The 15,103-nt window shown below is 48.8% G+C and carries 15 protein-coding genes; 6 read left to right on the forward strand and 9 right to left on the reverse strand.

Going from position 1 to position 15,103, the window contains the following annotated elements; translation table 11 throughout:
* Positions 1–131: 131 nt before the first annotated feature.
* From RDP42_RS11470 to map, 3 genes are read right to left on the reverse strand one after another with little or no spacing between them, the layout of a single operon-like run.
* Complete coding sequence (locus RDP42_RS11470) at positions 132–632, reverse strand: CinA family protein (RefSeq protein ID WP_303911915.1); 501 nt, start codon at positions 630–632, stop codon at positions 132–134.
* A 20-nt stretch (positions 633–652) separates the two neighbouring features.
* Positions 653–1,675, reverse strand: coding sequence for a tRNA (adenosine(37)-N6)-threonylcarbamoyltransferase complex transferase subunit TsaD (gene tsaD, locus RDP42_RS11475; RefSeq protein WP_204473824.1), 1,023 nt, complete (start codon positions 1,673–1,675; stop codon positions 653–655).
* A gap of 23 nt (positions 1,676–1,698) precedes the next feature.
* On the reverse strand, positions 1,699–2,553 hold the full coding sequence (gene map / locus RDP42_RS11480) for a type I methionyl aminopeptidase (RefSeq protein ID WP_303911918.1): 855 nt from the start codon (positions 2,551–2,553) through the stop codon (positions 1,699–1,701).
* A gap of 255 nt (positions 2,554–2,808) precedes the next feature.
* On the opposite strand from map, the gene RDP42_RS11485 reads away from it, so the two are divergent.
* Positions 2,809–3,027, forward strand: coding sequence for a winged helix-turn-helix domain-containing protein (locus RDP42_RS11485; RefSeq protein ID WP_308763797.1), 219 nt, complete (start codon positions 2,809–2,811; stop codon positions 3,025–3,027).
* 67 nt (positions 3,028–3,094) lie between these two features.
* On the opposite strand, the gene RDP42_RS11490 is transcribed toward RDP42_RS11485, so the two are convergent.
* Positions 3,095–3,766, reverse strand: coding sequence for an MgtC/SapB family protein (locus tag RDP42_RS11490; RefSeq protein ID WP_308763788.1), 672 nt, complete (start codon positions 3,764–3,766; stop codon positions 3,095–3,097).
* Positions 3,767–4,191: 425 nt separating this feature from the next.
* On the opposite strand from RDP42_RS11490, the gene RDP42_RS11495 reads away from it, so the two are divergent.
* A complete protein-coding gene (locus RDP42_RS11495; RefSeq protein WP_308763789.1) occupies positions 4,192–5,001 on the forward strand; it encodes a Cof-type HAD-IIB family hydrolase in 810 nt (269 codons plus the stop codon).
* On the opposite strand, the gene RDP42_RS11500 is transcribed toward RDP42_RS11495, so the two are convergent.
* From RDP42_RS11500 to RDP42_RS11510, 3 genes are all read right to left on the reverse strand, one after another.
* Positions 4,988–5,521 carry a ferredoxin domain-containing protein gene (locus tag RDP42_RS11500; RefSeq protein WP_204473846.1) on the reverse strand — a complete coding sequence of 178 codons (534 nt, stop codon included), beginning with the start codon at positions 5,519–5,521 and terminating at the stop codon, positions 4,988–4,990. The genes RDP42_RS11495 and RDP42_RS11500 overlap by 14 nt on opposite strands.
* Positions 5,522–5,634: 113 nt before the next feature.
* Positions 5,635–5,748, reverse strand: coding sequence for a hypothetical protein (locus tag RDP42_RS11505; protein WP_022053955.1), 114 nt, complete (start codon positions 5,746–5,748; stop codon positions 5,635–5,637).
* A 50-nt stretch (positions 5,749–5,798) separates the two neighbouring features.
* Entirely contained in the window at positions 5,799–6,986 is a 1,188-nt protein-coding gene (locus RDP42_RS11510; protein WP_308763790.1) for an aminotransferase class I/II-fold pyridoxal phosphate-dependent enzyme, read from the reverse strand.
* A 221-nt stretch (positions 6,987–7,207) separates the two neighbouring features.
* Between RDP42_RS11510 and RDP42_RS11515 the strand changes: the two genes are divergently transcribed.
* Positions 7,208–8,242: a YegS/Rv2252/BmrU family lipid kinase gene (locus RDP42_RS11515; protein WP_308763791.1), complete on the forward strand. Its 1,035-nt coding sequence runs from the start codon at positions 7,208–7,210 to the stop codon at positions 8,240–8,242.
* A gap of 9 nt (positions 8,243–8,251) precedes the next feature.
* Here RDP42_RS11515 and RDP42_RS11520 read toward each other — a convergent pair whose 3' ends face one another.
* Positions 8,252–8,968: a methyltransferase gene (locus RDP42_RS11520; RefSeq protein WP_308763792.1), complete on the reverse strand. Its 717-nt coding sequence runs from the start codon at positions 8,966–8,968 to the stop codon at positions 8,252–8,254.
* A 186-nt stretch (positions 8,969–9,154) separates the two neighbouring features.
* On the opposite strand from RDP42_RS11520, the gene lon reads away from it, so the two are divergent.
* The 3 genes from lon to RDP42_RS11535 are packed head-to-tail and all read left to right on the forward strand — an operon-like array spanning position 9,155 to position 13,962.
* Positions 9,155–11,647: an endopeptidase La gene (lon, locus tag RDP42_RS11525; RefSeq protein WP_308763793.1), complete on the forward strand. Its 2,493-nt coding sequence runs from the start codon at positions 9,155–9,157 to the stop codon at positions 11,645–11,647.
* Complete coding sequence (gene tgt / locus RDP42_RS11530) at positions 11,644–12,774, forward strand: tRNA guanosine(34) transglycosylase Tgt (RefSeq protein ID WP_308763794.1); 1,131 nt, start codon at positions 11,644–11,646, stop codon at positions 12,772–12,774. Before lon ends, tgt begins: the two co-directional genes overlap by 4 nt.
* A 12-nt stretch (positions 12,775–12,786) precedes the next feature.
* Positions 12,787–13,962 (forward strand): LptF/LptG family permease, encoded by a 1,176-nt coding sequence (locus RDP42_RS11535; protein WP_308763795.1) that lies wholly within the window; start codon positions 12,787–12,789, stop codon positions 13,960–13,962.
* 447 nt (positions 13,963–14,409) lie between these two features.
* Here RDP42_RS11535 and RDP42_RS11540 read toward each other — a convergent pair.
* Positions 14,410–15,103: alpha/beta hydrolase (locus RDP42_RS11540; protein ID WP_308763796.1), on the reverse strand; the 694-nt coding region annotated here is incomplete at its 5' end.

A 15,103-nucleotide genomic window follows, 5' to 3' on the forward strand; every position in this document is an offset into this window, starting at 1 on the left:
TCCGGTAATTTGACAAATTTTCGACATTTCTATCTAGTTTTTATAGTTTTATTCCATGGTTCTCTCAAACGGAGTGCAAAGTAAGTGATTTTATTTTATATAAGCAAATCTTTCACCAATAAATTGCACTTTTACTCCTCATTTTCTTGATTTTGACACAAATCCAGTAATAATTGAAGGGTTTTAGCCGTTGCAGCCTGAATATTTTTCTCACGACCTTCATCTTCGTTCAACATAGCCGTGAGCACCTTTTCCTTCGAGCCGGCAGCCACCCAAATAGTACCTACAGGCTTTTCCGGAGTACCTCCAGCCGGTCCTGCAATACCTGATGTAGCTACAGCATAATCCGTATCCAATGCTTCAATGGCTCCTTTCACCATTTCTACCACGGTTTCTTCACTTACAGCCCCATATTTTTCCAATGTTTCTGCATTCACATGCAAGTGATTCACCTTCACCTCATTTGAATAGGCGATAATTCCACCTTTATAGAAACGAGAACTACCTGGGATAGCAGTTATGATGGCTGCCACATTACCTGCCGTACAGCTTTCAGCGGTAGCCAATGTAAAACCTTCTCTCCAGAAGATTTCACTTATCTCCTTACTTAGTGTTTTGGTTTCTACTGACATAATCTCTTTTTTCTAAATTGTTACTTAATGGTTACCCGTGAATAAGCGGGCTTGTCTATCGTGCAAAAATCCTTGTCCAAAAATTTATAATATCCTGTAATGGCAATCATGGCCGCATTGTCGGTGGTATAGCCAAACTTCGGAATGAAGATGTTCCAGCCATACTTCTTGGCATGTTCACGAAAAGCATTGCGAAGTCCGTTGTTAGCCGATACCCCACCAGCCACAGCCACTTCCTTGATACCCGTATCCTTCACCACCTTGCGCAACTTATCCATCAGAATATCCACAATAGTCTTCTCCAGCGAAGCTGCCAAATCAGTCTTGTGATGTTCCACAAAATCCGGATCTTCTTTCACCCATTCCTTGAGCGAATACAGGAAAGAGGTTTTCAAGCCGCTAAAGCTGTAATTATACCCCGGAATATGCGGTTTACTGAACGTATACGCATTCGGATTACCCTGACGTGCCAACTTGTCGATAATCGGTCCACCCGGATAGCCCAGTCCCATCACCTTGGAACATTTGTCGATGGCCTCTCCTGCCGCATCATCAATGGTCTGCCCCAATACCTCCATGTCATTGTAGGCATTCACACGGATAATCTGTGAATTTCCACCTGATACCAACAGACAGATGAAAGGCAAACTCGGCTGCACGTTCTCACCATCAGGTTCCTTAATGAAATGAGCCATCACATGTCCTTGCAGATGGTTCACTTCCACCATCGGAATACCCAGTGCACGGGCAAACCCTTTAGCAAACGATACTCCTACCAGCAAAGAACCCATCAGTCCCGGTCCACGGGTAAAAGCCACCGCACTCAGTTCTTCCTTGGTCACCCCGGCCCGTTTCAATGCCTCGTGCACCACCGGCACTATGTTCTGCTGGTGTGCCCGCGAAGCCAGTTCGGGAACCACGCCCCCATACGCTTCGTGTACCGCCTGACTGGCAATTACACTGGAGAGCAGAAAGCCATCTTTGATTACCGCAGCCGAAGTATCATCACAAGAAGATTCAATTCCTAATATTATCGTACTCATAAAATGTCTTTATACCTTATATATTAATGCGTCAATATTTCAAGACCCTGTTCCGTCATCACAAAAGTATGTTCCCATTGTGCAGAAGGAAGCTCATCTTCCGTCACTACGGTCCAACCGTCTTCTTCATCAATAAACACTTCCCAGGTTCCCATGTTGATCATCGGCTCGATAGTAAATACCATGCCTGGCACGAGTAGCATGCCGGTACCTTTCTTGCCGAAGTGCTCTACATCCGGTTCCTCATGAAATTCCAGTCCCACTCCGTGCCCGCATAAGTCGCGTACTACCGAAAAACCGTTTTTCTTGGCATGTTTTTCAATGGCATGACCGATATCACCCACAAAGCTATAGGGTTTGGCCGCCTCCATACCGATTTCCAAGCATTCCTTGGCCACACGTACCAGTTTTTCCTTCTGTGGAGTGGTCTTTCCGATAATGAACATACGAGAAGCATCCGCATAATACCCGTCCAAAATGGTCGTACAATCCACATTGATGATATCGCCTTCTTCCAAGATTTCTTCCTCGTTCGGGATACCGTGGCACACTACCTCATTAATGGACGTGCAACAGCTTTTCGGAAAACCTTCATAACCCAAGCAAGCCGGGATAGCTCCATGGTCTTTGGTATATTCGTACACCATCTTGTCTATCTCTGCCGTACTCATTCCGGCATGGATTTCTTTTTCCACCAAATCAAGCACCCCTGTATTGATGACTCCACTGCGACGGATGCCTTCAATCTGCTCCGGAGTCTTGATTAACTGGCGAGTCGGAACCAAATGGCCTCTGTCCTGATAGTACAGCACCTTCTTGTCCAGTTCGGTCAACTCCGCTCCTTTAGGAACCTTCCAGTTTATTTTATGTCTTCTCATAATTCTCGTTTTTTACTTGACGCAAAGTTATAAGAAAAAAATGGAATAGGATACGGTATGAAGAATAAAAATACCTTCCCGTCCGAGAAAGAGTTGTCACATTTCTGCAATACCATCCCAAAGTCCCCGAAAATGTTCACAAAAATGCCACACATAACATAAATTTGACAACTAAAAAACTTGCTGTAACAACAAAATATTTATATCTTCGCCGTGACAGTAAACAAATAAAACAATTTAAATTCAAAAACTATGATGGACAAGGCTCACATTGGAACAAATGCCGGCATTATCTGGAAACTACTCTCCGACAACGCACACTGGGAATACGAGAAATTAAAAAAAGAATCAGGATTGTCCGACAGAGATTTAAATGCCGCAATCGGGTGGCTGGCACGCGAAGACAAAATAGATTTCGACATCGACGAAAAACAAGACCGCTTATTCCTACATGTCAACGTCTATATCGGCTGACAAAAAGGCCATTGAATACAACTGAACGTACATTCAATGGCCTTTTCTGTCACTTTCTATAACAGCATCACACTATCCGGTTTACCGTAATATCCGGGAAGTCATGCAAAAGCATGAGCAACAACCCTTCTTCATTCGCCCGTTTGGCCCGTATCACCATTGAGATACGATACATTTCCCGTCCATCCTCATACACTTTATTCATCTCATACGAAGCAATCTGAAAGCCATCTGAACTAAATCGGCCCGACACAGCCTTCAAGACATCCGGATTTCCTGCCGTAAATTCAATGATCATACTCCGCATCCCCACGCTCTTGAAGCAATAGCTGAGCACTTCCAAGCCCGCCAGCGCCAGAAGTGTGGCCAGAATGCCAATCAGATACATACCCGCACCGATAGCCAGTCCGATGCCCGCGGTGGCCCACACCCCTGCCGCTGTGGTCAACCCACGGACCACTTGTTTCTGCAAGAGAATAATGGTACCCGCCCCAATAAAACCGATACCGCTGACCACCTGGGCTGCCAAGCGGCTCGGATCCAGCCGCACCAAATCTTTCTCCAGCACATCCATAAAACCATATTGCGATACAATCATCATCAACGCACTGCCCAAGGCCACCAAAAAATGGGTCCGATAGCCGGCTTCCTTTGCGCGGTATTCTCGTTCCAGACCGATAAGTACCCCCATCAGGCCTGCCACAAACAATCTTAAAGAAAAATCCACGTAAATATTCATATACTTTCTGTTATCAACTTTCTTGCGAAAGATACGAAAAAAATTGACAGTTCTCCCCCAATAGCCCACATTTATCGAACCCATGAACACCTTCAAACTGACGATCAGACCCATAACTTCAAAACCTATCTATTTATACTGCCATCCACCCTTCCGTTTTCTACGTTTCGCTTTCGGGAAACGTACGTTTCTGCCCGCGAAAACATACGTTTTCCGATGGGAAAACCTACGTTTCTGCCATGCGAAACATAGAAATACGCCCCATGTTTCCCAATCTACGCCCTTATCTTTTTCAATCACACAAAGAGTTTTCTTCCTGATACCACCCTCCCTCTCCACCGTTGTTCCCGTGCACGTTTCCGCTTTCACATTTCCATCATTACACTTTTTTTCGTATTTTTGCACCCGATTCACAGTACTATTTTATGAAATACAAACTATTAGCATTAGACCTCGACGGTACGCTTACCAATTCGAAAAAAGTAATTACCCCTCACACCCGTGAAACGCTGCTCAAAGCGCAGGAAAAAGGAGTAAAAATCATACTGGCTTCCGGACGGCCCACCTACGGCATCGTGCCCCTGGCCGAACAATTGGAATTACAAAAATACGAAGGATATATCCTGGCTTACAACGGCGGGGAAATCACCGACTGGAAAACCAAGGAAGTGATATGCAAGAACCTCCTCGACCCTGAGGTGCTTCCCTACCTGTATGAATGTGCCAAGAAAAATGATTTCGCCATCGTGACCTACGACGGGGAATATGTGCTGACCGAAAAGCCCGACGATGAATATGTGCTGAAAGAGGCGCTGCTCAACGTAATGAAAATCAAGAAGGTGGACAACTTCCTGGAGGCCGTAAAGCATCCCATTGCCAAATGCCTGATTGTAGGCGACCCTACCCGTCTGGCGGTACTGGAAAAAGAGATGTACGAACATTTGAAAGACCGCATGGGCGTGTTCCGCTCCGAGCCTTATTTCTTGGAGCTGGTACCGAAGGGCATCGACAAGGCTCTGTCACTGGAAGGTATGCTGGAAAAAATTGGAGTGTCGCGCGAAGAAATGATTGCCATCGGCGACGGATTCAATGACCTGTCCATGATCAAATATGCCGGACTGGGTATCGCCATGGCCAACGCGCAGGACGTGGTAAAAGAAAACGCCGACTTCATCACTCTGTCGAATGAGGAAGACGGCGTGGCGTATGCGGCAGAAAAATTCATTCTGTCTTAGGCTTCCGGTCGAAGAACGGATTCTTGGAAGATGCACTCACGGGGATGGCATACACCTGAGTGCATCCGTCCAGCCAGTCGAGTTGCTGGGCTGCCAGTCCGGCTGAGAACATGACCCGCGTATCCACCCGATGGTCGGCGGCTACAGAACAGGCTGACCCGATGGCAATGCCTACATCTACACTATTGATGGCACAAGGAACCCCTTCCTTGCGGCTGGCACAAGTTTCGTATCCGCAATGTCCGCAATTCAACCCTTGCGGATGTTCATGCGTACCAATCAGTACAATACATTCTGCCTGAAGAATATTGTCGGCATCCCGCAAGAAGAATTTAAAACCATTGTCTTCATACATCTGCTTCATTGTATCCGACAAGATACGGATATTGCTTTCCGTTACCATTGCCACTTCAATGATGTCCACACCTTTCCCTTTAGGAGCTGTACGTGCGGCCGTCATCATCTGTTGTGCCACCTGCAACACTTGCTCATGGCGGCTGTCTCTTTCATTCAGTATCATATCGTCTTAAAGTTAAAACATATACAATAAAAAAAAGGGTTATATCCAAGTCCCTTTGCAAACGCAAAGAGCACTCTAAATATAACCCTTTTCAAAATAAACCGCCAAACGATTTATTTCTTTTTTCCTTTTTTCAGGTCATTTTCATGAATGGCCTCTTCTACTTGATAAGCCGGTGCATGTTTTTTATGCATGCCTTTTGGTTTTTTATTACCTGCAGCTCCCATAGTAAAAACCTCCTTTCAAAGTCCTTTAAAAAGTCAAACGATATAATTTATTATTTCAATAAATCCAGTTGTTTGAAGCACTTGATCAATTTCTCAATGGCGAAGTCCACCTGTTCCTTGGTATGAGTAGCCATCAGTGCAAAACGCACCAGTGTATCCTGCGGTGCACAGGCTGGCGGGATTACCGGATTAATGAAGACACCTTCGTCGAAAGCTAATTTGGTCACTTCGAAGGTCTTGTCCGTATCGCGCACGTACAGCGGAATAATCGGGCTCTCTGTGTCACCGATTTCAAATCCGGCGTCACGGAAACTCTTCAACGCGTAATTGGTAATCTTCCACAAGTTCTGCTGACGTTCAGGCTCAGTTTTGAAAATATGGATGGCCTCTCTGGCAGCAGCCGTAGCGGCCGGAGTATTGCTGGCCTGGAAAATATAAGAACGGGCATTGTGACGCAACCAGTTGATGACATCCTTGTCACCGGCTACGAAACCACCGATAGATGCCAATGACTTACTAAACGTACCCATAATCAGGTCGATGTCGTCTGTTACGCCAAAATGGTCACATACACCGCGGCCTTCCTTACCGAACACACCCAGACCGTGAGCTTCATCCACATAAATGCTGGCATTGTATTTCTTCTTCAAACGGACGATTTCCGGCAAGTTGGCCAAATCACCTTCCATCGAGAACACACTGTCCACCACAATCAATTTCACGGCATCCGGTTCGCATTTCTGGAGTTCTTTCTCCAAAGCCTCCATGTCATTATGCTTGTACTTCAACTGAGTGGCAAAAGAAAGACGGCGTCCGTCCACGATAGATGCATGGTCACGGTCATCACAAATGATGTAATCGCCACGTCCGGCCAACTGAGGAATCACTCCTTCATTCACCGTAAAACCTGTGGAGAAGCAAAGCGCTTCATCTTTTCCTACGAATTCGGCCAACTCTTTTTCCAACTGTACATGAATATCAAGTGTTCCGTTCAACAAACGGGAACCTGCACATCCTGTACCGTATTTGCGAGTCGCTGCAATGGCCGCGTCAATAATTCTTTGGTCGTGAGTCAAGCCCATGTAAGAGTTTGAGCCAAACATCAGTACCTTTTTTCCGTCCATCATCACCTCTGTGTCCTGAGCACTGTCAATCTCGCGGAAATAAGGATAAACGCCTCTCTCCATATACATCTGAGGCAGTCTGAACTTACTAAATTTTTCTTGTAATAATCCCATATTTTAAGTATCTGGTAAGCACCCCGGCTTACGTTAAACCTTATCACTTTGCAACCGTTTCGTCACATCGTTTTTACTAAGAACGTGCAAAGATACAAAAAACTCCAAAATCAGACACAAATCCCCTAAAAAATTTGGTTTTCTGTTTAATTATCCACAAAAACATCTTCCCAATAGAAAGATAATATTATTTTTGTACTCCCAAAATCTAAATTTGGCTTATGGATACGAAAAAGCGAATCATTTTTGTGGTAAACCCCATCTCCGGAACACATGGAAAAGAGTTCATTCTAAAACTTATCGAGCGAGAACTGGACCAATCCATGTATGAGTACTCTATCAGAAAGACCGAATACGCCGGACATGCTTCTGAAATTGCCGCACAAGCTGCCGCAGAAGGGACAGACATCGTGGTAGCCATCGGCGGAGACGGAACCATCAACGAAATAGGACGTGCGCTTATCCATACCCATACAGCTATGGGAATCATCCCCTGCGGGTCAGGCAACGGACTGGCACGCCACCTGCATATCCCCATGGAACCCAGAGGGGCCATCAAGGTATTGAATGCCGGAAGAGTCAAGACCATTGATTACGGAAAGATTGACAACCGTCCTTTTTTCTGCACTTGCGGAGTGGGATTCGATGCGTTCGTGAGCCTGAAATTTGCGGATTCCGGGAAAAGAGGATTGCTCACTTACCTGGAAAACACACTCCATGAGAGTCTTACCTACCAGCCGGAAACTTATGAAATTGAGAATGAATCGGGCACCGTCCGTTACAAGGCTTTTTTGATTGCTTGCGCCAATGCTTCCCAGTATGGAAACAACGCGTACATTGCCCCGCAGGCCTCATTGACCGACGGAATGATGGACATCACCATTTTGGAACCGTTTACCGTGCTGGATGTGCCCTCCCTCTCCATCCAATTGTTTACCCGTACCCTCGACCAGAACAGCCGCATCAAGACAATGAAGGAAAAGAGCATCATCATCCACAGGGAAAAAGAAGGGGTGTTCCACTTCGACGGTGATCCGGCGATGGGAGGAAAAGACTTGAAAGTGGAAATCATCCATCAGGGGCTTCATGTCATTGCTCCGATTCGCCCCAAGCGAATGCCTTCTCCCCCGCTGAACATCCTGCAACATTTCACGGACTTCATTGGCCGGCAGCCCTTCACCTCAACTATCGCCCAGAAGCACCGCCAACTTCTGATGCTCAACCAGCATATTTTGCGAAGACTTTCCAAGAAATGACCTTTCCTGTTACAAGGCCAGGTAGAACGATTTGACGAGGTCCTTAAACTCCGGCGTATAGACATGATGTGTAGTCTCAATAGCTAAATGACGGATTTCCGTCTGTAGGCAAGACGATTTGACAAAGGCCATCAACACGCGCTTCGGAGGGAGTTCGGCACGGGAATGCACCCACGTCTGACGGGAAAGAGACAAACCCTCTTTCAGGGCCAGTGCTACGAAATCAGAAGCCGCCTGGGCTGGAAGTATCACCGAAAAGCATCCTTCGTCCGAGAGCAGGAAAGCGACTTTCGCTAAAAGTGCTTCGAAATCCAGCGCATCGGTATGCCGGGCCGTGTTCCGCTGGGCCTGCGGGCATTTCACCGATTCCACAAAATAGGGTGGATTCGACACGATTGCGTCAAAACGACCTTTCCACTCTTCCGGAGCCTGCCGGATGTCCAACAGAGTCACGTCCATCCGGTCGGCCCAAAGTGAACGGGCCACATTCTCACGTGCCTGCTCCACGGCCGCTTCGTCAATATCGACCGCCGCCACGAAAGCCTGAGGATTGCGCTGGGCCAGCATCAGGGCAATCAGTCCGCTTCCGGTACCGATGTCCAAGATACGGGAGGCTCCGTCCACCTGTGCCCAGGCGCCCACCAATACTCCGTCTGTACCCACTTTCATGGCACATTTATCATGAAAAACCACAAATTGCTTGAACTGAAAAAAAGGATTCGGCATATTTCTTCTTTCAAAATTTTCGCCAAAAATACAGAAAACCCCTCAGAAAGCAGTCTCACCTCATATTATTTTTAAATAATAAACAGGTATTTGAAGTAAATAGTTTCCATATTAGGCGCGGAATGATTACCTTTGTGCCGTTTTGAACAATAAAAAACCTTCTTAATTCAGAAGCGACAAACAAATATGGTAAAAAAGACAAAAAACAATGAGATTCTGGTTGGCGCAGAAGGCAAGGACATCCCTATGATGGCAGAAATTGAAACGATTCCTGCGGAGGATACCAAGGAAGAAGATCTGACCGGGGATTTGCCCGTCATGCCCTTGCGCAACCTAATGATATTCCCTGCTATCGTCATGCCGATCAATGTGGGAAGGCAACCCACACTTAAACTGGTGAACCAGGCTCTTCAGACCAAGGAACCTATCGTCATTACTACCCAAAAGGTAGGCGAAACGGAGTCTCCCAAGCAAAAAGACCTGTTCCCCATTGCGGTCATCGGAAAAGTGCTCCGCGTATTTGAAATGCCAGGAGGGACCGTTACCGCCATCCTTCAGGCCACGGGTCCGAAGGTGAAGCTGGAAGAGATTACCTCTACCCGTCCTTTCTTGCGGGGAAAGGTGTCTGTCATCAAGGAGAACATGAAGGACGAGAAATCGGACGAGTTCAAGACCTTGATTGACACCTGCAAGGAATTGACCAACAAGGTAATCGAACTTTCGGATGACCTCTCTCCGGACACTTCTTTCGCATTGAAGAACCTGGACAACAACGAGGTACTGGTCAACTTTATTTCGGGCAACTTCCCCTTCCCGATCAACGAGAAGTATGAGTTGTTGCAGATGAATGACCTGAAATCACGTCTGTACCGGCTGATCCAGCTCCTGAACAAGACCATCCAGCTGGCCACGCTGAAACAGAACATCCAGATGCGTACGCGCGAAGACCTGGACCGCCAGCAACGGGAGTACTTCTTGCAACAACAGATCAAGAACATTCAGGACGAACTGGGCAACGGACAGGATGATGAAATTGACGAACTCCAGAAGAAAAGCGAGACCATGCTTTGGAAACCCGAAGTAAAGGAAATTTTCGACCGTGAGCTCGCCAAACTGGAACGCATCAACCCGCAATCGCCCGACTACAATGTGCAATTGACTTACCTCCAGACCCTGCTCTCATTGCCGTGGGGAGTCTACACCACGGATGTGATTGACATACCGAACGCCAAAAAGATTTTGGACAAGGAACACTACGGACTGGAAAAGGTGAAAGAACGTATCTTGGAATACTTGGCCGTACTGAAGTTGAAAGGCGATCTGAAATCGCCGATTATCTGCCTCTACGGTCCTCCGGGAGTCGGCAAGACTTCATTAGGACGCTCCATCGCTACGGCCTTGAAGCGAAAATACGTCCGCATGTCACTGGGTGGCGTACACGACGAGGCCGAAATCCGTGGACACCGCAAGACCTACATCGGAGCCATGCCGGGACGTATCATCAAGAGTCTGATTAAGGCGGGAACTTCCAATCCGGTCATCATTCTCGATGAAATCGACAAGCTGAGCAACGACAATCACGGCGACCCGAGTTCGGCCATGCTCGAAGTGCTCGACCCGGAACAGAACAACTCGTTCCACGACAACTATGTGGACATCGACTACGACTTGTCGAACGTCATGTTCATCGCTACGGCCAACAACTTAGGTACCATCCCCACTCCGTTACTCGACCGTATGGAGCTGATCGAGGTGAGCGGCTACATCACCGAAGAGAAAATCGAGATTGCCCGCCGCCACTTGATTCCGAAGGAAATGGAAAAGAACGGCTTGAAGAAGGAGCATGTGAAATTCTCCAAAGGAGCCATTGAATATATCATCGAGAACTATACCCGTGAAAGCGGCGTGCGTGAGCTGGAAAAGAAAATCAGCAAGGTGATGCGGAAAATCGCCCTGGAAATCGCCAGCGGTGAATTTACCGAAACGCACGAACTGAAGCCGAAGGATATCGAGAAGTTCCTCGGCCCACAGGAATACTCCCGCGACAAATACCAGGGCAATGAATATGCCGGCGTAGTGACCGGACTGGCCTGGACGGCGGTAGGCGGAGAAATCCTGTTCGTGGAAACCAGCCTGAGCCGCGGAAAAGGACAACTGACCCTGACCGGAAACTTGGGTGCGGTCATGAAAGAATCAGCCATGCTGGCATTGGAGTACCTGAAAGCGCACAGCCATCTGCTTGACTTGCCGGAAGGTATCTTCGACAACTGGAACATCCATATCCACGTGCCGGAAGGAGCTATCCCGAAGGATGGCCCATCTGCCGGTATTACGATGGTCACCTCACTGGCGTCTGCCCTGACCCAGCGGAAAGTAAAGGCCAACCTGGCCATGACGGGCGAAATCACCCTGCGCGGAAAGGTATTGCCGGTAGGCGGTATCCGCGAAAAGATTCTGGCCGCCAAGCGTGCCGGCATCAAGGACATCATCTTGTGTGAGGAGAACCGCAAGGATATCAACGAAATCCAGCCGATGTACCTCACGGGCATGACCTTCCACTACGTGAAGGACATCAAGGAGGTGCTCCGCCTGGCCCTGACCGACGAGAAGGTGGCCGATGCCATTGATTTCACCGTGAAAGAAGACAAAGACAAGAACCCAGAAAACCCAGCACAATGAAGTTTGAGTTACAACATACGGATCCCAAATCGAATGCCCGCGCCGGTCTGATTACGACCGACCACGGGCAGATTGAGACCCCTATCTTTATGCCGGTCGGCACACTCGGCACGGTAAAGGGGGTGCATCTTCACGAACTGAAGAACGACATCAAGGCCCAGATTATCCTGGGAAACACCTACCACCTCTACCTGCGTCCGGGACTCGACATCATTGAGGGGGCTGGAGGGTTGCACAAGTTCAACGGATTCGACCGTCCGATGCTGACTGATAGCGGGGGCTTCCAAGTGTTCTCCCTCTCCGGCATCCGGAAATTGCGCGAAGAAGGCGTGGAGTTCCGCTCGCACATCGACGGGTCGAAACATTTGTTCACGCCTGAACGGGTGATGGACATCGAACGCACCATCGGGGCCGACATCATCATGGCCTTTGATGAATGTGCGCCCGGCACCTCCGACTATGACTATGCCAAGAAGTCGATGGAGCTCACGCATCGCTGGCTCGACCGTTGTTGCGCCCGTTTCAACGAGACGGAGCCCAAGTACGGCTACAACCAGTCGCTCTTCCCCATCGTGCAGGGATGTGTGTATCCCGACCTGCGCCGACGTTCGGCAGAGTACATCGCTTCGAAGAATGCCGACGGAAACGCCATCGGCGGACTGGCCGTGGGCGAACCGACGGAGAAGATGTACGAGATGATTGAGGTGGTCAACGAGATTCTGCCCACCGACAAGCCCCGCTACCTGATGGGTGTGGGAACTCCGGTCAACATTCTGGAAGGTATTGAACGAGGAGTGGACATGTTCGATTGCGTAATGCCGACCCGCAACGGCCGAAACGGCATGCTCTTCACCAAAGACGGCATCATGAACATGCGCAACAAGAAATGGGAGAACGATTACTTCCCCATCGAAGCCGACGGCGCCTCTTACGTGGACACCATGTACAGCCGCGCCTACCTGCGCCACCTGTTCCATGCCCAGGAGCTGCTTGCCCTGCAGATTGCCTCCATCCACAACCTGGCCTTCTACCTCTGGCTCGTGGGCGAGGCCCGCAAGCACATCATCGCCGGCGACTTCTCTACCTGGAAGCCGATGATGGTGAAACGTTTATCTACCCGATTGTAATTGTAGTTTGATATGAAGCACAATGTGGCCCAGCTGTTCCGTTTCTACCTGAAAGCAGGAAGGGAGCAGCTGAAAAAATTAAAAGGAAACCCATTCAAGAAGAAATGGCTGAAACGGCTCGACAGGTACATCATCGTGAAGTTCCTGGGTACCTATTTCTTTGCCATCGCACTGATTATCTCCATTGCCGTGGTGTTCGACATCAATGAAAACATTGACGACTTCATCAACAACAAGGCGCCCATCAGTGCCATCATCTTCGACTATTACCTGAACTTCATTCCTTACTACACCAACCTGTTCAGCCCGTTGTTCGTGTTCATCGCCGTGATTTTCTTCACGTCGAAGTTGGCTGAGAACTCCGAAATCATCGCCATGTTCTCCACGGGCATGAGTTTCAAGCGGCTCATGGTACCTTACATGATTTCGGCGGCCATCATCGCCCTGGTCACCTACGTGCTGAGTACGGAGGTCATCCCCACGGGAAGTGTGACCCGACTCAAGTTCGAGCAGGTGTACAAGAACAAGAAGAAGACGGACTATGTGCGCAACATCCAGCTGGAGGTGGACACGGGAGTGATTGCCTACATGGAACGCTACGAGGACTACAACAAGACGGCCTACCGCTTCTCGCTCGACAAGTTTGAAGACCACAAGCTGGTGTCGCACCTCACGGCCCGCCGCATTACCTACGACACCACCGCCGTACACCGGTGGATTATCAAGGACTACATGATCCGCGAGATGAAGGGCATGCGCGAGACCATCACCCGCGGCGACCGGATGGACTCCATCATCAACATGGAGCCGCAGGACTTCCTGATTACCCGAGGGCAGCAGGAAACCATGACCAGTCCCCAGCTACGGGAATACATCGACAAGCAGAAGCAACGAGGGTTCGCCAATATCAAGGTGTTCGAGGTGGAATACTACCGGCGCATTGCCACCTCGTTTGCGGCCTTCATCCTGACGGTCATCGGACTCTCGCTTTCGTCGCAGAAGCGGAAAGGAGGTATGGGACTTCACCTGGGTATCGGTATCGCCCTGAGTTTCTCCTACATCCTGTTCCAGACCATTTCGTCGACCTTCGCCATCAACGGAAATGCGTCGCCCAACCTCGCGGTATGGATTCCGAACATCTTGTATCTGTTCATCGCGATTTATCTCTACCGCAAGGCGCCGAAATAAGACTACAGAAATACACACAGAGTATTTCTTATATTACAAGAAAATGCATCCCAGAAGTTTGATGTCTCACACCACTTTTGGAATGCATTTTTATTTTGGAAAGCTCAACCTTTTCAGATCAGGTATCCACAAGAATAAGTTTTCTCAAAACAGATTCGTCAAGATAGAAATCTTATGGGAAGAGCCCTAAAAGTAGAAAATCTCCTACTTTAACCTTTGTTTGAATTTATATGGCTAAAAGCAGGAGATTCTTATTGATGAGCTATAAATTATCAGTAAGTTTTTCCTTTTTCCTTGTATTGAGACTCCCCATTACTTTTATTCAGTTTAAAATCTCGTTTCTATATTCTTCCGATATAGTCCGAGAATAACTGGGGAAACTTCTCACTTCAGGTACGTACGGAAGAACACAGAAATGAAAGAACAGGTGCGCAGCGCACTGACTTCTCACTTCAGGTACGTACGGAAGAACTGCTCAATCTTGTCGAAAGGAATCACGTCCATCCGGTCGTACAAGTCCACATGGCTGGCACCGGGGATGATGAGCAGCTCCTTGTTGTCGCCCTTGAGTATCTTGAAGGCATCCTCGCTGAAGTAACGCGAATGGGCCTTCTCGCCGTGAATCATCAGCACGGCACTGCGTATCTCATCGCTATAGCTCAGCAGGGGCATGTTCATGAACGAAAGGGCCGAGGTCTTGTTCCACCCGTTGTTGGAATTGAGCGAGCGCTTGTGGTAGCCGCGCGGGGTCTTGTAATACGCATGATAGTCTTTCACGAACTGGGGCGCGTCGGCGGGCAGCGGGTCCACCACTCCCCCGGCCTGCGCGTATGTACCGCGGCGGTAGTCTTCCGTGCGCTGGGCGTTGAGCTGCTTGCGCTGTTCATAGCGGGCATCGGCATCCATGGCATCGAAATAGCCGTTAGCCGTGACGCGGCTCATGTCGTACATCGTGGAAGTCACCGTGGCCTTGATACGGGTATCGATGGCCGCCGCGTTGAGGGCCATGCCTCCCCATCCGCAGATGCCCAGGATACCGATACGGTCGGCATCCGCCTGGTCGCAAGTGGACAGGAAGTCGACCGCCGCACAGAAATCCTCCGTATTGATGTCGGGCGAAGCCACGTAGCGCGGTTCACCT

The organism is uncultured Bacteroides sp., assembly GCF_902472605.1.
Classification (GTDB): Bacteria; Bacteroidota; Bacteroidia; order Bacteroidales; family Bacteroidaceae; genus Phocaeicola.

Coding starts and splice junctions, on each gene's coding strand:
- RDP42_RS11470 (WP_303911915.1), bottom strand. CDS start 632: ATGTCAGTAGAAACCAAAACACTAAGTAAGGAGATAAGTGAAATCTTC.
- RDP42_RS11495 (WP_308763789.1), top strand. CDS start 4,192: ATGAAATACAAACTATTAGCATTAGACCTCGACGGTACGCTTACCAAT.
- tgt (WP_308763794.1), top strand. CDS start 11,644: ATGAAGTTTGAGTTACAACATACGGATCCCAAATCGAATGCCCGCGCC.
- lon (WP_308763793.1), top strand. CDS start 9,155: ATGGTAAAAAAGACAAAAAACAATGAGATTCTGGTTGGCGCAGAAGGC.
- RDP42_RS11520 (WP_308763792.1), bottom strand. CDS start 8,968: ATGCCGAATCCTTTTTTTCAGTTCAAGCAATTTGTGGTTTTTCATGAT.
- RDP42_RS11510 (WP_308763790.1), bottom strand. CDS start 6,986: ATGGGATTATTACAAGAAAAATTTAGTAAGTTCAGACTGCCTCAGATG.
- RDP42_RS11535 (WP_308763795.1), top strand. CDS start 12,787: ATGAAGCACAATGTGGCCCAGCTGTTCCGTTTCTACCTGAAAGCAGGA.
- map (WP_303911918.1), bottom strand. CDS start 2,553: ATGAGAAGACATAAAATAAACTGGAAGGTTCCTAAAGGAGCGGAGTTG.
- RDP42_RS11485 (WP_308763797.1), top strand. CDS start 2,809: ATGGACAAGGCTCACATTGGAACAAATGCCGGCATTATCTGGAAACTA.
- RDP42_RS11500 (WP_204473846.1), bottom strand. CDS start 5,521: ATGATACTGAATGAAAGAGACAGCCGCCATGAGCAAGTGTTGCAGGTG.
- RDP42_RS11490 (WP_308763788.1), bottom strand. CDS start 3,766: ATGAATATTTACGTGGATTTTTCTTTAAGATTGTTTGTGGCAGGCCTG.
- tsaD (WP_204473824.1), bottom strand. CDS start 1,675: ATGAGTACGATAATATTAGGAATTGAATCTTCTTGTGATGATACTTCG.
- RDP42_RS11515 (WP_308763791.1), top strand. CDS start 7,208: ATGGATACGAAAAAGCGAATCATTTTTGTGGTAAACCCCATCTCCGGA.
- RDP42_RS11505 (WP_022053955.1), bottom strand. CDS start 5,748: ATGGGAGCTGCAGGTAATAAAAAACCAAAAGGCATGCATAAAAAACAT.